This window comes from Burkholderia diffusa (genome assembly GCF_001718315.1).
Taxonomy (GTDB): Bacteria; Pseudomonadota; Gammaproteobacteria; order Burkholderiales; family Burkholderiaceae; genus Burkholderia; species Burkholderia diffusa_B.
In genome coordinates this window covers 452,938-474,116 of sequence record NZ_CP013362.1, presented here as the reverse complement: position 1 = coordinate 474,116, position 21,179 = coordinate 452,938, and the positions used below count along the sequence as shown (strand labels likewise).

Genomic DNA, 21,179 nt, shown 5'->3' with positions numbered 1-21,179 from the left:
GGTAGCGCGAGTGACGCCATTGTGCGTGGCCGCATGGTCGCGAAAAAGCGGGCTCAGGGCGACGGATTGTTGCAGCAGCAGAACGATCGCCGATCGCGCCCCGAAACCCGCCCGTGCATGCTCAGCCCTTCAGCCAGGCTTCGCGGGCCTTGTGCGCAGCAGCCGGCTTCGCGGCCGCCGTGAGCCGGTAGCGCGCGACTTCCGGCCCGTCGAGCTTCAATTTCGCGGTCCGCAGCTCGTCGCGGCGGAATGCGTGCACCTCGACCTTGTCGCCCGGCCGGTAGCGCGCGAGCAGCGTGTCGAGGTTCGTGCCGGTGACGCGCAGCCCGTCGAGCGCGATCAGCGTGTCGCCGGCCGACAGTCCCGCGCGATGCGCGCCGCCGCCTTCGTACACCGCCGCCAGCGTGCAGTCCGCGCCGCCGCGCAGGCGCGCGCCGATCGTCGGCTTCGCGGCCGCGCCAGGCGCGACGTCGGGTGCGAGCGTCACGCCGAACGGTGCGAGCAGTTCGGCGAGCGGCAGGTCGCGCGTGCCGTGCACGGCGTCGGCGAACAGCCGGCCGAGCGCGACGCCCGTCGCTTCCTCGATCAGCGTCTCGACCTCGTTTTCCTCGACGCCCGCCTGCTTGCCGCGATAGAACTCGCGTCCGTAGCGTTGCCACAGCAAGCGCATCACGTCGTCGAGCGACTTGCGGTTGCGCGTCTGCGCACGAATCGCGAGATCGAACGCGAGCGCGACGAGCGAACCCTTCGTGTAGTAGCTGACGATCGCGTTGGTCGCGTTCTCGTCCTGACGGTAGTACTTGATCCACGCGTCGAACGAGCTGTCCGCGACGCTCTGCTTCAGCCGCCCGGTGCCGCGCAGCACGCCGCCGATGGTGCGGCCGAGCGCCGCGAAATATTCGTCCTGCGACATCAGCCCGCTGCGCACGAGCATCAGGTCGTCGTAATAGGACGTGAAGCCCTCGAACAGCCACAACAGCGACGTGTAGTTTTCGCGTGCGAGGTCGTACGGCACGAACGCGGCCGGCTTGATGCGCTTCACGTTCCACGTGTGGAAATACTCGTGGCTGCACAGGCCGAGGTACGTGCGATAGCCTTCCGTCGTTTCCGGCCGGCCCTTCACCGGCAGGTCGGTGCGATTGCAGATCAGCGCGGTCGACGCGCGATGCTCGAGACCGCCGTAGCCGTCGCTGACCGCGAGCGTCATGAACACGTAGCGGTCCATCGGCGCCTTCTTCGATTTCGGCTCGAACAGCGCGATCTGCGCCTCGCACACGCGCTTCAGGTCGGTGCGCAGGCGCTCCATGTCGAGCTGCGTCACGCGCCCGGCGATCACGATGTCGTGCGGCACGCCGTGCGCGTCGAACGTCGCCAGCGCGAATTCGCCGATCGTCACCGGATGGTCGGTGAGTTCGTCGTAGTTCGACGCACGATATGCACCGAAGCCATAGCGCTTGGTGCCGCGCGCTTCGGGCAGCGACGTGCCGACGCGCCACGTGCGGAACGCCGCGCCCGCCGGTTTCGCGATGTCGACCTCGCACGGCGCATCCTCGTGGCCGGCGACGCTCAGGAACACGGCCGTGCCATTGAAGAAGCCGCCCGATTCGTCGAGATACGCGGAACGGACCGACAGGTCCCACGCGTACACGTCGTAACGCAGCGTCAGCGCGCCGCTCACCGGCGCGGCGCGCCACGTATTCTTGTCGGTTTTCGCGATCCGCACCTTGCGGCCCGCGTCATTGAACGCGGCGAGCGTCACGATGTTGCGTGCGAACTCGCGCACGAGGTAGCTGCCCGGAATCCACACCGGCAACGAGAAGTGCTGGCCTTCGGGATCGGGATCGTCGACCGTCACCGACACTTCGAACAGGTGTGCGGCGAGATCTTTCGGGGCAATCGAATAACGGATCGGCTGGGTCATCGTGGGAATCGGACGAAAATCGGACGGAATACGGCGGCGGAAACGAAGAGAGGCGCCGGCTGATATCGCGGGCGCCCCTCGCTGGCCGGACCATGCAGCCCGGCGTGTCGATCGGTTACTTGCTCGACGCGAGCGCCTGGTTCAGCTGATCGGCCGATACCGCGCCCGGCAGGCGACGGCCGTCGGGCAGGAAGATCGTCGGCGTGCCGGTGACGTTCATCCCGCGGCCGAGCGCGAGGTTCTTGTCGAGCGCGGTCGTGTCGCAGGTGCCGGCGCCGGTCGGTGCACGATGATCGAGCATCCAGCCCTCCCAGGTTTTCGCGCGATCGGTCGCGCACCAGATCGCCTTCGACTTCGCGGTCGAATCGGGCGACAGCACCGGATACAGGAACGTGTAGACGGTCACGTTGTCGATCGACTGCAGCGTCGTCTCGAGGCGCTTGCAGTACGGGCAGTTCGGATCGGAGAACACCGCGATCTTGCGCGCGCCGTTGCCCTTGACGACCTTGATCGCGTTCGCGAACGGCAGGCTCGCGAAGTCGATCTTGTTGAGGTCGGACAGGCGCGCGTCGGTCAGGTTCTTGTGCGTCTTGGTGTCGACGAGATCGCCGAGCAGCACGTAGTCGCCGGCTGCATCGCTATAGATGATCTGGGAGCCGAGGTTCACTTCGTAGAGGCCCGCGACCGGCGATTTCGACACGCTCTTGATCGGCGCGTCGTTGCCGAGACGCGCTTGCAGCGTGGCTTTCAGCTTGTCGGTGGTCTGGTCGGCCTGCGCGGTGCAGCCGAGCGTCGCCATCGCGACGGCCAGCGCCAGCGATGCGATGCGGATCGTTTTTTTCATCCTGTAGTTCCTTCAGCTCAATCGGAGTGCACGTCACAGTGTACGCCGTAACGCAGCCCTGTCCGACAGGCCGAAGGCGCGAAGGTTCGATCAGCCGAGCGCGGCCGACACGAGCCAGCGCTTCACCAGCGGTTGCGCACCGACGAACGCCATGCCCGCGTTGCGCACCGCCTTCGCCAAGGAGCCAGGCACCGCGAACAGCCGCTGCAGCCCGTCGGTCGCGACCATCAGCGCGCGGATGTCCTCGCGGCGCGAACGCTCGTAGCGGCGCAGCAGCACCGTGTCGCCGAGGTTGCGGAAGCTCTCCTTGTTCGCGATCGCATCGGCGAGCGCCGCGACGTCGCGCAGCCCGAGGTTCATCCCCTGCCCCGCGAGCGGGTGGATCAGGTGCGCGGCATCGCCGACGAGCGCGACGCGCGGGGCGATCAGCTTGTCGACGGTCTGCAGCGCGAGCGGGAAGCCGGCCGCCGGCGTCACGCATTCGAGCGTGCCGACCTGGCCGTGCGACACGCGCTCGACTTCGGCCGCGAGCTGCGCGGGATCGAGTGCGAGCAGTTCGTCCGCGTGTGCGGTGTGCGCGGACCATACGAGCGATACGTGACCGTCCGGCAGCGGCAGCAACGCGATGATCTCGCCTTCGTGAAACCACTGGCAGGCCGTCTCGCGGTGCGGCAGCGACGCCTTGAAGTTCGCGACGACGCCCGTCTGCCGGTAATCGCGCCGCTCGACCCTGGCCCCCATTTGGGAGCGCACCCAGGAATGCGCGCCGTCCGCGCCGACCACGAGATCCGCTTCGAGCACCTGGCCGGACGAAAGCGTGAGCACGGCTGCGTCGTCGCGCACATCGAAGCCCTGCGCGCGCGCATCGAACCATGTGAGGTTCGGCTGGAACCGCAGCGCGGCATCGAGCGACGTCTCGATCAGCGACGATTCGACGATCCAGGCGAGTTGCGGCACGGAAGCCTGGTACGCGGAGAAATGCAGTTCCGCGTGCGCATCGCCGTACACGCGCATGTCGTAGACCGGCGCGAGCCGCCCATGGTCGAGCGCCTGCCAGACCCGCAGCCGCTCCAGCAGTGCCTGCGAGCTGGACGACAGCGCGTAGATGCGCGTGTCGAACGCGAGATCGGCGGGGCGCGGCGTGGCCGGCTGGGCGAGCAAGGCGGTCTTGTAGCCGGACTGGGTCAGCGCGAGCGCGGCCGTCTTGCCGACGAGCCCGCCGCCGACCACGGCGACGTCGAAGGTGTGGTGGGCAGTCATGGCGGGCATTATAGCCGCGGGGCCAATCCCTTACGCGGCCGGACTTTGCGGGAAATCAGCAGAATCGCAGGCCGCCCCCGGCAGCGCGGCGGCCCGTCGCATCGGGTATTCGGGGGAAGGCCGGAAACCGGGGCGTCGGCACGGTACAATAGCGCGTTTGAACGTCGGCCCGCCGCGCCCCAGGCGCCGGCCGTCCCTATTTTCCCGCGCCGCCGTGCCCAGTCCGGCCGCGCCGCCTTACCCGTCCGAAGGATTCCATGAGTCTCAAATGCGGCATCGTCGGCTTGCCCAACGTCGGCAAGTCCACACTGTTCAATGCGCTGACCAAGGCCGGCATCGCCGCCGAGAACTACCCGTTCTGCACGATCGAGCCGAACGTCGGCATCGTCGAAGTGCCGGACACGCGCCTGAAGGCGCTCGCCGAGATCATCAACCCCGAGCGCATCGTGCCGGCCGTCGTCGAATTCGTCGACATCGCGGGCCTCGTCGCGGGCGCGAGCAAGGGTGAAGGCCTCGGCAACCAGTTCCTCGCGAACATCCGCGAAACCGACGCGATCACGCATGTCGTGCGCTGCTTCGAGGACGACAACGTCATCCACGTCGCCGGCAAGGTCAGCCCGATCGACGACATCGAAGTGATCAACACCGAGCTCGCGCTCGCCGACCTCGGCACCGTCGAGAAGGCGCTCACGCGCTACTCGAAGGCCGCGAAGTCGGGCAACGACAAGGAAGCGGTGAAGCTCGCCGCGGTGCTCGAAAAGGTTCGCGCGCATCTCGACCAAGGCAAGGCCGTGCGCGGCCTGGATCTGTCGGACGACGAGCAGGCGCTGCTCAAGCCGTTCTGCCTGATTACCGCGAAGCCGGCGATGTATGTCGCGAACGTGAAGGACGACGGCTTCGAGAACAACCCGCACCTCGAAGCGGTGCGCAAGTACGCGGAAAGCGAGAATTCGCCGGTGGTCGCGGTGTGCGCGGCGATCGAAGCGGAAATCGCCGACCTCGACGATGCGGACAAGGAAGCTTTCCTCGCCGACATGGGCATGGAAGAGCCGGGCCTCGACCGCGTGATCCGCGCGGGCTTCAAGCTGCTCGGCCTGCAGACCTACTTCACCGCGGGCGTGAAGGAAGTGCGCGCATGGACGATCCACATCGGCGACACGGCGCCGCAAGCAGCCGGCGTGATCCACACCGACTTCGAGCGCGGCTTCATTCGCGCGCAGACGATCGCATTCGACGATTTCATCGCGTACAAGGGCGAACAGGGCGCGAAGGAAGCCGGCAAGATGCGCGCCGAAGGAAAGGAATATGTCGTGCACGACGGCGACGTGATGAACTTCCTGTTCAACGTCTGATACGTGCAATGCCGATGCCGTGCGATACGCTCGGCATCGCATGATGCGCGTCCGGCACGAAAAGCAAATGGGCCGATCGGCAAATGCCGATCGGCCCATTTTTCATCCACGGACATGCCCGTCAGTCGAAGACGAGCACGTTGCCCGCCTTCGGATGTCACGCCATCAGGTCGCCGACACCCGCCGCCCCGCGCCTGCCCGCGCGTCACGACCGCGCTTGTTCAGCCACGAAGCGAGCAGCACGAGCAGCGCGAGCACGGCCGTTGCCGCCACTTCCATCCGGTGCTCCTCGCTCACGAACATCACGGTCAGCGTACCGCAGATGAACAGGATCACCGCCCATGTGAGCCACGGGAACAGCCACATCCGCAGCGTCAGGTCGGCGCCGCCCGATTCGAGCGTCTTGCGCATCCGCAGCTGCGAGATCGCGATCACGAGATACACCAGCAGCGCGATCGCGCCCGAGGTCGCCAGCAGGAAGCCGAACACCTGCTCCGGCATCAGATAGTTCGCGATCACGGTCAGGAAACCGAATGCGGTCGACGCGAGCACGGCCGCTCGCGGCGTGCCCGTCGAATCGGTGTTGTGCAGGAACGCAGGCGCATCCTTGCGCTTCGACAGCGAGAACAGCATCCGCGATGCGGTGTAGAGCGCGGAATTCAGGCAGCTCGCGACCGACACGAGCACGATCACGTCGATGATCGCCTTCGCGTTAGGAACCCCGATCAGTTCCATCGCGCGCTGATACGAGCCGTGCTTCGGCAGCAGCGGATCGTTCCACGGCACGATGGCCGCGACGACGAGGATCGAGCCGAGATAGAACAAAGTGATACGCCAGATGACGGAATTCGTCGCACGCACGATCTGGCGTTGCGGGTTGTCCGACTCGGCGGCCGCGATCGTCACGATCTCGGTGCCGAGGAACGAGAACATCGTCGTCAGCATCGCCGCGAGCACCGCGCCGGCGCCGTTCGGCATGAAGCCCTGGTGCGCGAAGAGGTTCGACACGCCCGATACGGCCGGCGCGGGCACGATACCGACGATCGCCGCGCCGCCGATGCACAAGAACACGACGATCGCGACGACCTTGATCAGCGCAAACCAGAATTCGAATTCGCCGTAGTTCTTGACCGAGAAGAGGTTGGTGATCGTCAGCAGCAACGTGATGCCGAGCGCGAAGATCCAGGTCGCGACGCCCGGGAACCATGCGTTGAGAATGGTCGCGGCGGCCGTCGCCTCGATCGGAATCACGAGCACCCAGAACCACCAGTACAGCCAGCCGATGGTGAAGCCGGCCCAGTGGCCGATCGCACGATCGGCATAGGTCGAGAACGAACCGCTGTCCGGATGTGCGACGGCCATCTCGCCGAGCATGCGCATCACCAGCACGACCAGAACGCCCGCGATCGCATACGCGAGGATCGAAGCCGGGCCGGCTTCCGCGATCGCGTGGCCGGAGCCGACGAACAAGCCGGCGCCGATGACGCCGGCAATCGACATCATCGTCACGTGACGCTGCTTCAGACCCGTGCCGAGGCCTGTCTTGCTTCCACTCATGTGTCTCTCTCCAAAAAACGGTTCCGATATGACCGGTGTTGCGTGAAGGCGGCGCGGGATTTGTCGTTGTTGAATCCGGCAGCCCGCCGCGCATGCGCGGCATGCGGGCAGGAGGCCGGATCGAGCCGGTTCCGGTCGGCGCAACGCAGTCTGCGAAGCTGCGGGTGCGATGCGGCACTCGGGGCGCCGGCGCATCGCATGCGCCCTTTTCCGTCGGCTGTCGGTCAGCCGCCTTCGAAGCGAAGGAGTGTAAGCATCAAACGGTTCGCGACTAAGAACCAATTGAAGAATTTCGATGGAACCACTCGTTGCATCGACGCGAACCGATGCAACGCTTGGTCCGGTTCGGCGTCCGCCTGCGCGGCGCTGGATCGGGAAATGCGCGGTGAGTCAGGCACGCGCGACACCGCGTGGACGCCTTCCGCCAAGGAGCTTTGCGTGCCGCGCGGGCGCTGCGCCGGATGTTCAGTTCGCGCCGCCCGGCCCTGCGTCGCGCCATTTGGCCGGCACGATCGCGTGCCATTCTCGCAGAAGCAGGTTTTTCACGGCGTCAGGACGCGCGGCCGACAGGCGCACCAGCACGATCGGCCAGCCCGCATAGTGGTCGGTCATGTAGTAGACGTCGGGCTCCGATTCGATCAGCCACGCGCGCTCGTCGGGGCCGACGCCCTTCACGACCAGCGTGTCGCCATCCTCGCGCAGGCGCGCGAGCATCTTGCCCTTCACCTTGAATGCGGGCGTGCCGTACGACGTGCCTTCCTCGACACCCCGCCATGCCAGCACGATCTGCCGAACTTCATCGAATGTCACGATGCGCCTCCGCCGGTCGGTGATCGATGTCCCGGACACCGTAGCGGAAATCGTGGATGACGCCTAGCCGTGCGACAGGCGTCTAGCGGCCGGCCGCGCGCGCCGCCACTGGCGCGCGGCCGGTGGCGGCAACGATCGCGAACGCGATCGCATTCGCGGTCGCGCTGGCCAGGATCGGCATGAGATAGCCGCCACCGGCGTCGTAGATGAAGCCGGCGGCAGCAGGCCCGATCAGCGTGCCGAACGCGACGCTCGTGTACAGCATGCCGATGATCGCGCTCACGTTGCGCCCGCCGAAGTAATCCATCACGACGGCCGGCAGCACGGCGACCCAGCCGCCGTAGAACACGCCGAACACGAGTGCGAACGCGGCCAGCGTCGCGACGCTGCCGGCACCGGCCCACGCGACGAGCGCGGCCGCCATGCCTGCGAACATCGCGAGCAGCGACGCGCGGCGGCCGAAGCGGTCGGCGAGGCCCCCAAGGAAGAAGCGCCCCGCCGTGCTGCCGACACCGATCGCGCCGAGCAGCAGCACGGCCGTCGACTGCGCGACGCCGTGATCGAGCGCATACGGCACGAGATGCACGAACGGCACGAATACGCCGAACGAGCAGACGAGGCATGCCGCATACAGGCTCGCGAACGACCGCGACGTCACGGCTTCACGCACGGTCGCGCCGGCCGGCACCGATGAAGCGGCACCGGGCTGCTCGTCGCCCGATTGCGCACGCGCCACATCGCCGTCAGGCAGCAATCCGCGCCCGCGCGGATCGTTCTCGATCAGCAGCGACATGCCGGCGCCCACGATCACCGCGATCGCCGCGAGCGTGACGTACGCGCCGCGCCAGCCGACGTGCGCGATCAGCGCGGATGCGAGCGGCGGCATCACGAGCGTGCCGACGCCGATCCCCGCGACCGCGAGCCCCGATGCGAAGCCGCGCCGCCGCACGAACCAGCGTTGCACGGCGCCGACGGCCGGCACATACGCGCAGCCGACGCCGAGGCCGACACCGAGCCCGTACGCGACATAGACCTGCAGCAGCGTATGCGCGGCACCGGCCGCCGCGAGACCGGCGGCCGTCAGCAACATGCCGGCGACGGCGAGCCGCCGGGAGCCGAAGCGATCGGCAAGCGGGCCGCTGACGATGCCGAAGCCGAAATACAGGAAGCCGGCCAGCGAGAACACGAGCGAGATCTGCCCGCGCGAGGCGGCAAAGTCCCGCTGCAGCGATTCAACGAACGCGCTGAACGTATATGCACTGCCAAAGCCGACGAACGTGACGGCAAAGGCAGCCGCCACCACATACCAGCCGTAGAAGACGCGCGATGCGCGCGTGCCGCTCATGACGATCCTCCTCTCGGGCTCCGCCGGACGTCGCACGGCGCCCGGATTGCCTCACGGATATAGTTGAACTATGTTGATCGCATCGACACAGCAAAACCCGGTCGCGACGATACGATCCAATGCAACCACGGTACTCGTGCGCACTCGTCCCCTCAAACGATATTTCGTCGGCCTTTCGCTTTAGAAAAACTCAATGACCCGTTCCCGCCTGCCACCGCTCAACGCATTGCGCGCGTTCGAAGCGGCCGCCCGCCACCTGTCGGTGAAATCGGCGGCCGAGGAGCTGTCGGTCACGCCGGGGGCGGTGAGCCAGATGATCCGCACGCTCGAGACGCACCTCGGCGTACAGCTGTTCGAGCGCGTGAATCGCGGCATCCTGCTGACCGCGGCGGGCCGCGACTACCTGCCGCCCGTGCGCAACGCGTTCCGGCAGATCGCCGACGCGTCGCAGCGCGTATCGGGCGCCGCTGACAGCGGCGTGCTGACCGTGAGCGTCACACCCTTTTTTGCGTCCGCGTGGCTCGTGCCGCGCCTCGCGCAGTTCCGCGACGCGTGCCCGGACGTCGACCTGCAGATCGTCACGAGCCACGCGCTCGCCGATTTCTCGCGCGACGGCGTCGACGTCGCGATCCGCCACGGTCTCGGCCGCTACATCGGGCTGTGCAGCGAACGACTGCTGACCGTGGAGATCGTCGCGCTCGCGGCGCCGGCACTCGTCGAGCGGCTCGGCATGCCGGCCACGCCCGCCGACCTGGCCGGATGGCCGCATCTGCACGACGCCGAGCGCAAGGGATGGCACATCTGGCTCGATGCACAGCGAATCGCCGATTTCGGCCCGCCGCGCGGCCCCGCGTTCGACGATTCCGGCCTGTTGCTGCAGGCGATCCTCGCCGGCCAGGGCGCCGGCCTGCTCCCGGCGGCGATGGTGCGCAACGAGCTCGCGAGCGGCCGGCTCGTGCAGCTTGCCGACGTCGCCTGGCTCGACGATTTCGCGTACTACCTCGTCTATCCGCCGCATCACGCCGAACGCGCGAAAGTCACCGCGTTCCGCCGATGGATTCTCGAGGCCGCGCAAGCCGACGGAGCCGCGTCGATGACCAGCGCGGTGTAGCGTCGCTGCCCTGCAGGGCGGTGGCAACGTTCTTCGGCCGATCGGCTAACATGCGTCCCGCAACCGACAACGACATCCGGAGAGAGACCATGCCTGCCCTGCTGCGTCGCATGACGCGCATCGCGACCCTGTCGGCCGCGCTGTTCGTCGCGTGTGCCGCCCTGCCGCCCGCCGCGCACGCGTATCGCACGTCGCCCGGATACGGTAGCGAAGCCGACCTCGACCGGCACGACACGTACCGCAATCGCGACGGCGACACCGTCCATGCGCCGGCGCACTCGAAATCGGGCCGCGTGCCCGACGGCGCGAGCGCGCGCTGCCGCGATGGCACGTACAGCTTCAGCCGACATCGGCGCGGCACCTGCTCGGGGCACGGCGGCGTCGCCGCGTGGCTGTGAACGCGGGTCGGCCGAATGGCCTGCGCGGTGCCAGCGGCAGCCGGCGGCGAAGTACAATACGCGCTCGCGCCGCCAACCCGCGGCGACACCGCTGCGCCTCGCGCGGCACGCTCCGTACCGAATCGCCCGACGCCACGCAGGCCCACGCGCTGCGCGGCAGTCTCAACCTTTTCTGAGTTTCACATCCAAATGGCCCAATACGTTTTCACGATGAACCGGGTCGGCAAGATCGTGCCGCCCAAGCGCCAGATCCTGAAGGACATCTCGCTGTCGTTCTTTCCCGGCGCGAAGATCGGCGTGCTCGGCCTGAACGGCTCGGGCAAGTCGACGCTGATCCGCATCATGGCGGGCGTCGACAAGGACATCGAAGGCGAAGCGACGCCGATGCCGAACCTGAACATCGGCTACCTGCCGCAGGAACCGCAACTCGATCCGACGAAGACGGTGCGCGAAGCCGTCGAGGAAGGCCTCGGCGACCTGTTCCAGGCGAACAAGAAGCTCGAGGAAATCTACGCCGCGTATGCGGAACCGGACGCCGACTTCGACGCACTCGCGGCCGAGCAGGCGAAGTACGAAGCGATCCTCGCATCGAGCGACGGCGGCAGCCCCGAGCAACAGCTCGAAGTGGCCGCCGATGCGTTGCGCCTGCCGCCGTGGGACGCCAAGATCGAGCACCTGTCGGGTGGCGAAAAGCGCCGCGTCGCACTGTGCAAGCTGCTGCTCGAGAAGCCGGACATGTTGCTGCTCGACGAACCGACCAACCACCTCGACGCCGAATCGGTCGACTGGCTCGAGCAGTTCCTGGTGCGTTTCCCGGGCACCGTCGTCGCCGTCACGCACGATCGTTACTTCCTCGACAACGCGGCCGAGTGGATTCTCGAGCTCGACCGCGGCCACGGCATTCCGTGGAAGGGCAACTACAGCAGCTGGCTCGACCAGAAGGAAGAGCGCCTGAAGCAGGAAGAAGCGTCGGAATCGGCGCGCCAGAAGGCGATCAAGAAGGAACTGGAGTGGGTGCGCCAGAACCCGAAGGGCCGCCAGGCGAAGTCGAAGGCGCGTATCGCGCGCTTCGAGGAGCTGAACAGCCAGGAATACCAGAAGCGCAACGAAACGCAGGAAATCTTCATTCCGGTCGGCGACCGCCTCGGCAATGAAGTGATCGAGTTCAAGAACGTCAGCAAGTCGTTCGGCGACCGCCTGCTGATCGACAACCTGAACTTCAAGATTCCGGCCGGCGCGATCGTCGGCATCATCGGCCCGAACGGCGCCGGCAAGTCGACACTGTTCAAGATGCTGACCGGCAAGGAACAGCCGGATTCGGGCGAAGTCGTGTTGGGCCCGACCGTAAAGCTCGCGTACGTCGACCAGAGCCGCGACGCGCTCGACGGCTCGAAGACGGTATTCGAGGAAATCTCGGGCGGCGCCGACGTGCTGACGGTCGGCAAGTACGAAACGCCGTCGCGGGCGTACATCGGCCGCTTCAACTTCAAGGGCGGCGACCAGCAGAAGATCGTCGGCAACCTGTCCGGCGGCGAACGCGGCCGCCTGCACCTCGCGAAGACGCTGATTTCCGGCGGCAACGTGCTGCTGCTCGACGAACCGTCGAACGACCTCGACGTCGAAACGCTGCGCGCGCTGGAAGATGCGCTGCTCGAATTCGCGGGCTCGGTGATGGTGATCTCGCACGATCGCTGGTTCCTCGACCGGATCGCGACGCACATCCTCGCGTTCGAAGGCGATTCGCAGGTCACGTTCTTCGACGGCAACTACCAGGAATACGAAGCCGACAAACGTGCTCGCCTCGGCGAGGAAGCGGCGAAGCCGAAGCGTCTGCGCTACAAGCCGATCAGCCGCTGATCGGTGCGGCTCGCACATCCGGCAACGCGGTAATGCGCTGCCGGATGCGGAACGCGGCGGCTTCCGGGCCGACAGAACGAAAAAGCAGGCCCATGGCCCGCTTTCGTCATCCGGCATTCGTTCGGCCGCCGCCTACGCGAGCGCGCCCAGCTCGCGCAAGCGCGCCTCGGTCGCCGCCGCGCTCGTGTGGTGAATGCCATGCCAGCCGAGCGCCGTCGCGGCAGCGGCGTTCTTCGCGTTGTCGTCGATGAACACGAGCTCGTGCGGCGCGATGCCCGGCACGTGTGGATCGATCCGCGCATGCATCTCGCGGTAGATCGCCGGATCGGGCTTCACGAGCTTCACGCGACCCGACACGACGATGTCCTTGAAGCGCCGCAGCACCGGGAAGTTGTCCCATGCATACGGAAACGTCTGCGCGGACCAGTTGGTCAGCCCGAAGAGCGGCATCCCCTGCGCATCGAGCCGATCGACAAGCGCGGCGCCGTCGTCGAGCACGCCGCCGATCATCTCGTGCCAGCGCGCATAGAACGCGCGGATCAGCGCCTCGTGCGCCGGAAACTTCGCGACGAGCTCGCTCGTCCCTTCGTCGATCGTCTGCCCGCCGTCCTGGCGGATCACCCAGTCCATCGCGCACACGTGCGTGAGGAACCAGCGGCGCTCGGTTTCGTCCGGAATCAGTTGCCGGTACAGATACTCGGGGCTCCAGTCGATCAGCACGCCGCCGAAATCGAACACCACCGCCTTGATCGTCATGCGAACTCCGTCGCGAGCACGTCGGCAAGCGTGCGCGGCGTCACGGAGTTGCCCGACAGCGTATTGTTTTCCCACACGAAGTGATGATGCGCGACGATCTGCGCGGCCGACAGGTGCGTGCGTTCGTTCGTGGTGTGCAGGTCGGACACGACGGTTGTCCGGTAGCCGAGCAATGCCGCGCGGCGCGCGGCCGAATCGACGCAGAACTCGGTCGCATAGCCGCAGATCAGCACCGAACGGATGCCGTGGCCGTCGAGTTGCGCGGCGAGCGACGTGTCGTGGAACGAATCGCTCACCTGCTTGCGGATGCGCCAGTCGGCATGATCGACGATCAGTTCCTCATGCAATTCCCAGCCGGACGTGCCGGGCACGATGTCGTCGTCCGCGTCGCCGTCGTGCTGCACGAAGCACACGGGCGCGTGCGCCGCGCGCGCCGCCGCCGTCAGCCGGTTGATGCCCGATACGACGTCGTCGAGCCGGTACGCGGGCCGCGCACGCTGCACCAGCCCGCGCTGCATGTCGATCACGATCACTGCGGTATCTGCCATCGGTTGCCCTCTCTGTCGTGGCCCGGCCGTCAGGCGGCCGGTGTCGCGCGTTGCGTGTTGCGTGTTGCGTCAGATCGGCTGCGTGCGCGCGTCGAGCCACGCCTTCGCATCGCCGCTCACGTGCCGGCCGACGCGCTCGCGCACGGTCGCGTGATATGTGTTCAGCCACGCGCGCTCTTCTTCGTGCAGCATCTCGACCAGCACGCAACGCGTGTCGATCGGACACAGCGTCAGCGTCTCGAACGCGAGGAAGTCGCCGAATTCGGTCTGTCCGGCCGCGCGGTTCACGACCAGGTTCTCGATCCGGATGCCCCATTTGCCGGGCCGGTACACGCCCGGCTCGATCGACGTGATCATCCCCTCTTCCATCGCGGTGTACGACTCGGCCGGCGCGTAGTGCGAGATGACCTGCGGGCCCTCGTGCACGTTCAGGAAGTAGCCGACGCCGTGGCCGGTGCCGTGGCCGTAATCGAGTCCGGCCGCCCACATCGGCGCGCGCGCGATCGCGTCGAGCATCGGCGAACGGATGCCGCGCGGGAAACGGGCACGCGACAGCGCCATCATCGACTTCAGCACGATCGTGAAATCGCGGCGTTGCAGATCGCTGACCGTGCCAACCGGCACGACGCGCGTGATGTCGGTCGTGCCGGTCGTGTACTGGCCGCCCGAATCGACGAGCAGCAGGCCGTCGCCGGCGATCGTCGCGTGCGACTCGGGCGTCGCGCGATAGTGCGGCATCGCGCCATTGGCGTTGAAGCCGGCAATCGTCGCGAAGCTCGGCGACACGTAGCCGGGACGCCGAGCGCGCGCGGCCGTAAGCTGCTCGTCGATCGTCAGCTCGGTGATCGTCTCGCGGTTCACCGCTTGCTCGAACCACGCGAAGAATTCGGCGAGTGCGGCGCCGTCGTGCTCCATCGTCACGCGCACGTGCTCGATCTCGGCGGACGTCTTGCGCGATTTCGCGAACGTCGACGGGTTCACGGCCTCGACCAGCTTCACGCCGGCCGGCACGGCCTCGAGCGTGCCGAACGTCACGCGACGCGGGTCGATCAGCAGCGTCGCGCCGTCAGGGAGTGCCGCGAGCGCCGCGCGCGCGGCGTCATACGCGCGGACCTCGACGCCGTCCCGCGCGAGCGATGCGGCCAGCGCCGGCGACACCTTGCCGTCGGCGACGAACAGCGTCGCGCGATCGGCGCCGATCATCGCGTGCGCGACGAACACGGGGTTGAAGTTGACGTCGGCACCGCGCAGGTTGAACAGCCACGCGAGATCGTCGAGCGTCGACACGAAATGCCATTGCGCGCCCTGCGCGTGCATCGCACGGCGGACTTCGGCGAGCTTGCTCGCGCGCGTCGTGTCGGCCTGCGGCGCGACGTGCTCGAACACCGCGTCGCCCGGCAGCCCCGGGCGCTCCGGCCAGATCGCGTCGAGCAGGTCGAGATCGGTGCGCAGCGCGATGCCGCGCGCGCTCAACGCGGCCGTCAGCGCGCGCGCCGCCGCGACCCCGAGCACGGCACCGTCGACGCCGACCGTCTCACCGGCCAGCACATTCTGAGCGAGCCAGTCGACATGCGGCGCGCTTTGCTGCCCGCCCGTCATCTTCATCAACTGGACGCCCGTGCCGGCCAGTTCCGCCTCGGCCTGCACCCAGTACCGGCTGTCGACCCACAAGCCCGCGAAGTCCGCGGTTACGACCAGCGTGCCGACCGAGCCGGTGAAACCGGACAACCAGCGGCGCGCCTGCCAGCGTTCGGGCAGGTACTCGGACAAGTGAGGATCGGCGGACGGCACGAGATAGGCGGCCAGGTCCTCGCGGACCATCGCGCCGCGCAGCAGCGCGAGGCGGGCCGGCACCGACGAGACTTCGGGGAGACGGGCATTCATGATTTCACCTGAGAGGCTTTCAGCGACGGGCAGACACCGCGACCGTCACGGCTACGGCAAGGAACGCGACACCGGTGCAGACCGGCCATTCGAGCGTTTCGCCATCGTAAAACAGTCCGGAGAGATTGCCGGCCATGCGCGCGGCGGCTGCGCCTGCGATGCCGACCAGCACCGCGATCCACCACGCCGGCCGGCCCGTGCGCCGCATCGGATGCAGCCACCGGCCGAACAGCCCGACGGCCGCTCCCAGGACAAGGATTCCAAACCAGTTCATTCGACGCCTTCTATAAATTCAGATTCGTCCCATAGGCGTGAACGTTGCCAGCGACTAGCATCGATTCATCCATCGAACCCGAGACCAGCCGGGCGCCGCGAACATTCGAGTGTAGGGGCCGACCCGACGTTATGGCAAGCGCGCACCGGCAGCCGTATTGAAGAAATCCTCATGCGAATCGCCCTGATCGATCCGGAGGCACGTCATGCTGCGCTCCTGAACCGCCTGCTCTTCGCCGGCGGTCACGTGTGCCACGCGTTTCCGTCCAGCGCCGCGTTCTTCGAGTGGCTCGCCACCGATACCTGCGACATGCTGATCACCGGCAACTGGGCCGGCGATCAGCCGGCCGAGGAAGTCATTCCGCGTGCGCAGGCGATCCTGCCCGGCCTGCCGGCCATCGCCGTGATGCAACTGCCGCGCGAAAGCGAAGTCGTGTCATGCCTGCACGCGGGCGCCGACGACTGCCTCGTGCGCCCGGTGAGCGGGCCCGAATTGCTCGCACGGGTGAATGCGCTCAGCCGGCGCGCCGGCGTCCGGCGGCCGCCGAATCGCTCGCGCGAAATGTATGGAGAATACGCATTCGATGCGACCCACGGCCTCGTGCGCTTCGGCGACGTCGTCGTCGCGCTCACGCCGAAGGAGTTCCGGTTCGCGCAACTGCTGTTCGCGAACCTGTCCCGGCCCGTGTCGCGCGCCCATATCCTCGAAACCGTCTGGGCTCGCCGCCGCGACATGAAGTCGCGCACGCTCGACACGCACGCATCCCGGCTGCGCAGCAAGCTGCAGCTGCTTCCGGAGCATGGCTACCGGCTTCTGCCGCTCTACGGCTACGGCTATCAGCTCGACCGCGTGCCGATCGAGCCCCCAAATTCCAGGCCACGCCACGCTGATGCACGGTATGCGGCGAGTGAGGAAATCACCGAAACGCTATAATATGGGGCTAAACGATAGCCCTCGATATGCAACTCCTCACGATCGGAATCAATCACCACACTGCGCCTGTCGCTCTGCGCGAACGCGTGGCGTTTCCGCTCGAGCAAATCAAGCCGGCTCTCGTCACGTTCAAGAACGTGTTCCTCGGCCCCCAGGCGCCCAATGCGCCCGAAGCGGCGATCCTCTCCACCTGCAATCGCACCGAACTCTATTGCGCGACCGATGATCGGGCCGCCCGCGAGGGAGCGATTCGCTGGCTGTCGGAGTACCACCGGATTCCGGTCGACGAACTCGCGCCGCACGTCTATGCGCTGCCGCAGTCGGAAGCCGTCCGGCATGCATTTCGCGTCGCGTCGGGCCTCGACTCGATGGTGCTCGGCGAAACGCAGATTCTGGGCCAGATGAAGGACGCGGTGCGTACCGCAACGGAAGCCGGCGCGCTCGGCACCTACCTGAACCAGCTGTTCCAGCGCACGTTCGCCGTCGCGAAGGAAGTGCGCGGCACGACCGAGATCGGCGCGCAGTCGGTATCGATGGCCGCCGCCGCCGTCCGCCTCGCGCAGCGCATCTTCGAAAAGGTTTCGGATCAGCGCGTGCTGTTCATCGGCGCCGGCGAAATGATCGAGCTCTGTGCGACGCACTTCGCCGCGCAAAGCCCGCGCGAGCTCGTCGTCGCGAACCGCACGGCCGAACGCGGCCAGCGGCTCGCCGAACGCTTCAACGGCCGCGCGATGCCGCTGTCTGACCTGCCCGCCCGCATGCACGAATTCGACATCATCGTGTCGTGCACCGCGTCGACGCTGCCGATCATCGGCCTCGGCGCGGTCGAACGCGCGGTGAAAGCGCGCCGCCATCGGCCGATCTTCATGGTCGATCTCGCGGTACCGCGCGACATCGAGCCGGAAGTCGGCAAGCTGAAGGACGTGTTCCTCTACACCGTCGACGATCTCGGCGCGATCGTGCGCGAAGGCAACGCATCGCGCCAGGCCGCGGTTGCGCAAGCCGAGACGATCATCGAGACGCGCGTGCAGAATTTCATGCAGTGGCTCGACACGCGCAGCGTCGTGCCGGTGATTCGTCACATGCATACGCAGGCCGACGCGCTGCGCCGCGCGGAAGTCGAGAAGGCGCAAAAGCTGCTCGCGCGCGGCGACGATCCGGCGGCAGTCCTCGAAGCGCTGTCGCAGGCGCTCACCAACAAGCTGATCCACGGCCCGACGAGCGCGCTCAACCGCGTAAACGGCGCCGACCGCGATTCGCTGATCGACCTGATGCGCGGCTTCTACCAGCACGCGCCGCGCTCGAACGACCAGTCCGGCCACTAGCGCCGGCCGTCTGCCCTGCCGCCGGCCGCGCGCCGGCCTATCCTTTCCGAATACCCTTGCCCGGGAGCGCCGCTCCACACCATGAAGACGAGCATGCAACGCAAGCTCGACCAGCTGTCTATCCGGCTGGCCGAACTGAACGACCTGCTGAGCCGCGAAAACGTCACGGCCGACCTCGACCAGTACCGCAAGCTGACGCGCGAACACGCGGAACTCGGCCCGGTCGTCGAGCAGTACGCGCTGTGGCGCCAGTCGCGCAGCGACGAGACGGCCGCGCAGGAGCTGCTCGCCGATGCATCGATGCGCGATTTCGCCGAAGACGAGATTCGCAGCGCGCGCGAACGCATGGCTCGCCTCGAAGGCGAGTTGCAGAAGATGCTGCTGCCCAAGGACCCGAACGACGACCGCAACATCTTCCTCGAAATCCGCGCCGGCACCGGCGGCGACGAATCGGCGCTGTTCGCGGGCGACCTGCTGCGCATGTACCTGCGTTACGCGGAACGCCAGCGCTGGCAGGTCGAGATGATGTCGGAGAGCCCGTCGGACCTCGGCGGCTACAAGGAAGTGATCGTGCGGATCGCGGGCCAGGGTGCATACTCGCGCCTGAAATTCGAATCGGGCGGCCATCGCGTGCAACGCGTGCCGGCGACCGAGACGCAGGGGCGCATCCACACGTCCGCTTGCACGGTCGCGGTGATGCCGGAAGCCGACGAGATCGGCGAGGTCGAGATCAATCCGGCCGACTTGCGGATCGACACGTTCCGCGCGTCGGGCGCGGGCGGCCAGCACATCAACAAGACCGATTCGGCGGTGCGCGTCACGCACATCCCGACCGGGATCGTCGTCGAGTGCCAGGACGACCGTTCGCAGCACAAGAACAAGGATCGTGCGCTGAAAGTGCTCGCCGCGCGCATCAAGGACAAGCAGTATCACGAGCAGCACGCGAAGGAAGCGGCGACGCGCAAGAGCCTGATCGGCTCGGGCGACCGCTCGGAACGGATCCGCACGTACAACTTCCCGCAGGGCCGGATGACCGACCACCGGATCAACCTGACGCTGTACCGGCTCGAGGCGCTGATGGACGGCGATCTCGACGAACTGATCGGCGCGCTCGTCAGCGAACATCAGGCCGAACTGCTCGCGTCGCTCGGCGACACCGACTGAGGCCGAGATGCCCGACACCACCGCCGACGAACTGCTGCGCGCGACGCCGCTCGATCCGGTCGATGCGCGCGTGCTGCTCGCACACGCGCTCGGCTGGACCCGCACGCAATTGATCACGCGCGGCGACGCCCCGCTCGAACCGGCCGCGATCGCGCGCTACCGCGCGCTCGAAGCGCGCCGCGCGGCCGGTGAGCCGGTCGCGCAGCTCGTCGGGATGCGCGAATTCTTCGGCCGTCCGTTCGACGTGACGCCCGACGTGCTGATCCCGCGCCCGGAAACCGAACTGCTCGTCGAAGCCGCGCTCGACGCGATCGACGGACGGCCGCATCCGGCGGTGCTCGATCTGGGCACCGGCAGCGGCGCGATCGCCGTGTCGATCGCCGCCGAACGGCCCGATGCGCGCGTGTGGGCGCTCGACCGTTCGCCGGCCGCGCTCGAGGTCGCTCAACGCAACGCGAACAAGCTGCTCGACGCGGGCCGCCCGGGCGGCCCGCTGCATTGGCTGCAGAGCGACTGGTATGCCGCGCTCGATCCGGTGCTCGCGTTCGACACGATCGTCAGCAACCCGCCGTACATCGCGCAGCACGATCCGCACCTCGTGCAGGGCGACCTGCGGTTCGAGCCGCGCGGCGCGCTCACCGACGATGCCGACGGCCTCAGCGCGATCCGCACGATCGTCGCCGGCGCCGGCGCTTACCTGAAACCCGGCGGCACGCTATGGATCGAGCATGGCTACGACCAGGCCGAAGCCGTGCGCGCATTGCTGGTGTCACGCGGCTTCGTCGCTGTCGAATCGCGCGCCGATCTGGCGGCGATCGAACGCACGACGGGCGGCCGCCGGCCCGGTTGATGGTCGGCCCGTCCGGTTGAAATCCGCTATCATTTCCTTCTAACGCCCCGCAAACGCAAGGTCAGTCATGGATACCCAACAACGAATCAAGCAAATCGTCGACGAAAACCAGGTCGTGCTCTTCATGAAGGGCAACGCGCAATTCCCGATGTGCGGCTTCTCGGGCCGCGCCGTGCAGGTGCTGAAGGCCTGCGGCGTCGACCAGTTCAAGACGGTCAACGTGCTCGAGGACGACGAAATCCGCCAGGGCATCAAGGAATTCTCGAACTGGCCGACCATCCCGCAGCTGTATGTGAAGGGTGAATTCATCGGCGGCTCGGACATCATGATGGAGATGTACCAGTCCGGCGAACTGCAGCAACTGTTCGCTGCCGCGTAACGCCCCCGTTCCCGATGGCATCTCACAGCGCGCCGCCACGCCGGCTGATCGTTGCGATCACCGGCGCCACCGGCGCGGTCTACGGCGTGCGGCTGCTCGAATTGCTGCGCGCCGCCGGCGGCGTCGAAACGCATCTGCTGGTTTCGAACGCCGGCTGGCTCAATATCCAGCATGAACTGAAGCTGCCCAGGGCCGACGTCGAAAGCCGGGCGGATGTCGTGCATTCGGTGCGCGATGTCGGCGCGACCATCGCATCCGGTTCGTTCGCGACCGACGGGATGGTGATCGCGCCCTGCTCGATGAAGACGCTCGCCAGCGTCGCGCACGGCCTGTCGGACAACCTGATCACGCGTGCGGCCGACGTCACGCTGAAAGAACGCCGCCGTCTCGTGCTGATGGTGCGCGAAACGCCGTTCAACCTCGCGCATCTGCGCAACATGACCGCCGTGACCGAAATGGGCGGCATCGTGTTCCCACCGCTGCCGGCGTTCTATGCGATGCCGAAGACGATCGAGGAACTCGTCGATCAGACCGTCACCCGCGTCCTGGATCTATTCGCACTCAGTACACCGATGACGACGCCCTGGGCCGGCATCCGACCGGCGGAATAA

20 protein-coding genes are annotated in these 21,179 nt (G+C 67.1%); 10 read left to right on the top strand and 10 right to left on the bottom strand.

The genetic code is table 11. The annotated features are described in order from the left end of the window. Positions 1-121: 121 nt before the first annotated feature. The 3 genes from WI26_RS02155 to WI26_RS02145 all read right to left on the bottom strand — a co-directional run bounded on the left by WI26_RS02155 (position 122) and on the right by WI26_RS02145 (position 4,034). The gene (locus WI26_RS02155) at positions 122-1,921 is read right to left on the bottom strand and encodes a M61 family metallopeptidase (RefSeq protein WP_069225078.1); all 1,800 of its coding nucleotides are present in this window, start codon (positions 1,919-1,921) and stop codon (positions 122-124) included. Between the two features lie 115 nt (positions 1,922-2,036). After that, complete coding sequence (locus WI26_RS02150) at positions 2,037-2,765, bottom strand: DsbC family protein (RefSeq protein WP_059465286.1); 729 nt, start codon at positions 2,763-2,765, stop codon at positions 2,037-2,039. A gap of 90 nt (positions 2,766-2,855) precedes the next feature. Continuing rightward, positions 2,856-4,034, bottom strand: a complete 1,179-nt coding sequence (locus WI26_RS02145) for a UbiH/UbiF family hydroxylase (protein ID WP_059465285.1) — start codon at positions 4,032-4,034, stop codon at positions 2,856-2,858. Positions 4,035-4,282: 248 nt separating this feature from the next. Between WI26_RS02145 and ychF the strand changes: the two genes are divergently transcribed. Beyond that, positions 4,283-5,377 (top strand): redox-regulated ATPase YchF, encoded by a 1,095-nt coding sequence (ychF, locus tag WI26_RS02140; protein WP_059465284.1) that lies wholly within the window; start codon positions 4,283-4,285, stop codon positions 5,375-5,377. 165 nt (positions 5,378-5,542) lie between these two features. On the opposite strand, the gene gabP is transcribed toward ychF, so the two are convergent. From gabP to WI26_RS02125, 3 genes are all read right to left on the bottom strand, one after another. Further along, positions 5,543-6,934: a GABA permease gene (gene gabP / locus WI26_RS02135; RefSeq protein WP_059465283.1), complete on the bottom strand. Its 1,392-nt coding sequence runs from the start codon at positions 6,932-6,934 to the stop codon at positions 5,543-5,545. Positions 6,935-7,399: 465 nt separating this feature from the next. Beyond that, entirely contained in the window at positions 7,400-7,744 is a 345-nt protein-coding gene (locus WI26_RS02130; RefSeq protein ID WP_069226331.1) for an MmcQ/YjbR family DNA-binding protein, read from the bottom strand. An 82-nt stretch (positions 7,745-7,826) separates the two neighbouring features. After that, positions 7,827-9,089 (bottom strand): MFS transporter, encoded by a 1,263-nt coding sequence (locus WI26_RS02125; protein ID WP_069225077.1) that lies wholly within the window; start codon positions 9,087-9,089, stop codon positions 7,827-7,829. Between the two features lie 193 nt (positions 9,090-9,282). Here WI26_RS02125 and gcvA point away from each other — a divergent pair, with 193 nt between their 5' ends. The 3 genes from gcvA to ettA all read left to right on the top strand — a co-directional run bounded on the left by gcvA (position 9,283) and on the right by ettA (position 12,455). Further along, positions 9,283-10,200: a transcriptional regulator GcvA gene (gcvA, locus tag WI26_RS02120; RefSeq protein WP_059539184.1), complete on the top strand. Its 918-nt coding sequence runs from the start codon at positions 9,283-9,285 to the stop codon at positions 10,198-10,200. A gap of 89 nt (positions 10,201-10,289) precedes the next feature. Next, positions 10,290-10,598, top strand: a complete 309-nt coding sequence (locus WI26_RS02115) for a DUF3761 domain-containing protein (RefSeq protein ID WP_059539183.1) — start codon at positions 10,290-10,292, stop codon at positions 10,596-10,598. Between the two features lie 189 nt (positions 10,599-10,787). Then, a complete protein-coding gene (gene ettA / locus WI26_RS02110) occupies positions 10,788-12,455 on the top strand; it encodes an energy-dependent translational throttle protein EttA (RefSeq protein WP_059465278.1) in 1,668 nt (555 codons plus the stop codon). Positions 12,456-12,587: 132 nt separating this feature from the next. Here ettA and WI26_RS02105 read toward each other — a convergent pair whose 3' ends face one another. The 4 genes from WI26_RS02105 to WI26_RS02090 form a co-directional block, all read right to left on the bottom strand. Continuing rightward, entirely contained in the window at positions 12,588-13,211 is a 624-nt protein-coding gene (locus WI26_RS02105; RefSeq protein WP_059465277.1) for an HAD family hydrolase, read from the bottom strand. Next, the gene (locus WI26_RS02100; protein ID WP_069225076.1) at positions 13,208-13,759 is read right to left on the bottom strand and encodes a cysteine hydrolase family protein; all 552 of its coding nucleotides are present in this window, start codon (positions 13,757-13,759) and stop codon (positions 13,208-13,210) included. The genes WI26_RS02105 and WI26_RS02100 overlap by 4 nt, the downstream gene beginning before the upstream one ends. Positions 13,760-13,828: 69 nt before the next feature. Continuing rightward, complete coding sequence (locus WI26_RS02095; RefSeq protein ID WP_069225075.1) at positions 13,829-15,643, bottom strand: aminopeptidase P family protein; 1,815 nt, start codon at positions 15,641-15,643, stop codon at positions 13,829-13,831. A gap of 19 nt (positions 15,644-15,662) precedes the next feature. Beyond that, a complete protein-coding gene (locus WI26_RS02090; RefSeq protein WP_059449757.1) occupies positions 15,663-15,917 on the bottom strand; it encodes a hypothetical protein in 255 nt (84 codons plus the stop codon). 171 nt (positions 15,918-16,088) lie between these two features. Here WI26_RS02090 and WI26_RS02085 point away from each other — a divergent pair, with 171 nt between their 5' ends. From WI26_RS02085 to WI26_RS02060, 6 genes are all read left to right on the top strand, one after another. Continuing rightward, on the top strand, positions 16,089-16,850 hold the full coding sequence (locus tag WI26_RS02085) for a response regulator transcription factor (RefSeq protein ID WP_059465274.1): 762 nt from the start codon (positions 16,089-16,091) through the stop codon (positions 16,848-16,850). A 26-nt stretch (positions 16,851-16,876) separates the two neighbouring features. After that, complete coding sequence (gene hemA / locus WI26_RS02080; protein WP_059465273.1) at positions 16,877-18,175, top strand: glutamyl-tRNA reductase; 1,299 nt, start codon at positions 16,877-16,879, stop codon at positions 18,173-18,175. 81 nt (positions 18,176-18,256) lie between these two features. Continuing rightward, positions 18,257-19,339, top strand: a complete 1,083-nt coding sequence (prfA, locus tag WI26_RS02075; RefSeq protein WP_059465272.1) for a peptide chain release factor 1 — start codon at positions 18,257-18,259, stop codon at positions 19,337-19,339. A gap of 7 nt (positions 19,340-19,346) precedes the next feature. Next, a complete protein-coding gene (prmC, locus tag WI26_RS02070) occupies positions 19,347-20,189 on the top strand; it encodes a peptide chain release factor N(5)-glutamine methyltransferase (protein ID WP_069225074.1) in 843 nt (280 codons plus the stop codon). A gap of 67 nt (positions 20,190-20,256) precedes the next feature. Continuing rightward, positions 20,257-20,568, top strand: coding sequence for a Grx4 family monothiol glutaredoxin (grxD, locus tag WI26_RS02065; RefSeq protein ID WP_011883132.1), 312 nt, complete (start codon positions 20,257-20,259; stop codon positions 20,566-20,568). 14 nt (positions 20,569-20,582) lie between these two features. Next, positions 20,583-21,179: a UbiX family flavin prenyltransferase gene (locus tag WI26_RS02060; RefSeq protein ID WP_059539179.1), complete on the top strand. Its 597-nt coding sequence runs from the start codon at positions 20,583-20,585 to the stop codon at positions 21,177-21,179.

Coding starts and splice junctions, on each gene's coding strand:
- ychF (WP_059465284.1), top strand. CDS start 4,283: ATGAGTCTCAAATGCGGCATCGTCGGCTTGCCCAACGTCGGCAAGTCC.
- gabP (WP_059465283.1), bottom strand. CDS start 6,934: ATGAGTGGAAGCAAGACAGGCCTCGGCACGGGTCTGAAGCAGCGTCAC.
- WI26_RS02150 (WP_059465286.1), bottom strand. CDS start 2,765: ATGAAAAAAACGATCCGCATCGCATCGCTGGCGCTGGCCGTCGCGATG.
- hemA (WP_059465273.1), top strand. CDS start 16,877: ATGCAACTCCTCACGATCGGAATCAATCACCACACTGCGCCTGTCGCT.
- WI26_RS02155 (WP_069225078.1), bottom strand. CDS start 1,921: ATGACCCAGCCGATCCGTTATTCGATTGCCCCGAAAGATCTCGCCGCA.
- grxD (WP_011883132.1), top strand. CDS start 20,257: ATGGATACCCAACAACGAATCAAGCAAATCGTCGACGAAAACCAGGTC.
- WI26_RS02060 (WP_059539179.1), top strand. CDS start 20,583: ATGGCATCTCACAGCGCGCCGCCACGCCGGCTGATCGTTGCGATCACC.
- WI26_RS02090 (WP_059449757.1), bottom strand. CDS start 15,917: ATGAACTGGTTTGGAATCCTTGTCCTGGGAGCGGCCGTCGGGCTGTTC.
- WI26_RS02125 (WP_069225077.1), bottom strand. CDS start 9,089: ATGAGCGGCACGCGCGCATCGCGCGTCTTCTACGGCTGGTATGTGGTG.
- WI26_RS02100 (WP_069225076.1), bottom strand. CDS start 13,759: ATGGCAGATACCGCAGTGATCGTGATCGACATGCAGCGCGGGCTGGTG.
- WI26_RS02085 (WP_059465274.1), top strand. CDS start 16,089: ATGCGAATCGCCCTGATCGATCCGGAGGCACGTCATGCTGCGCTCCTG.
- WI26_RS02095 (WP_069225075.1), bottom strand. CDS start 15,643: ATGAATGCCCGTCTCCCCGAAGTCTCGTCGGTGCCGGCCCGCCTCGCG.
- WI26_RS02105 (WP_059465277.1), bottom strand. CDS start 13,211: ATGACGATCAAGGCGGTGGTGTTCGATTTCGGCGGCGTGCTGATCGAC.
- WI26_RS02115 (WP_059539183.1), top strand. CDS start 10,290: ATGCCTGCCCTGCTGCGTCGCATGACGCGCATCGCGACCCTGTCGGCC.
- prmC (WP_069225074.1), top strand. CDS start 19,347: ATGCCCGACACCACCGCCGACGAACTGCTGCGCGCGACGCCGCTCGAT.
- gcvA (WP_059539184.1), top strand. CDS start 9,283: ATGACCCGTTCCCGCCTGCCACCGCTCAACGCATTGCGCGCGTTCGAA.
- ettA (WP_059465278.1), top strand. CDS start 10,788: ATGGCCCAATACGTTTTCACGATGAACCGGGTCGGCAAGATCGTGCCG.
- WI26_RS02145 (WP_059465285.1), bottom strand. CDS start 4,034: ATGCCCGCCATGACTGCCCACCACACCTTCGACGTCGCCGTGGTCGGC.
- prfA (WP_059465272.1), top strand. CDS start 18,257: ATGAAGACGAGCATGCAACGCAAGCTCGACCAGCTGTCTATCCGGCTG.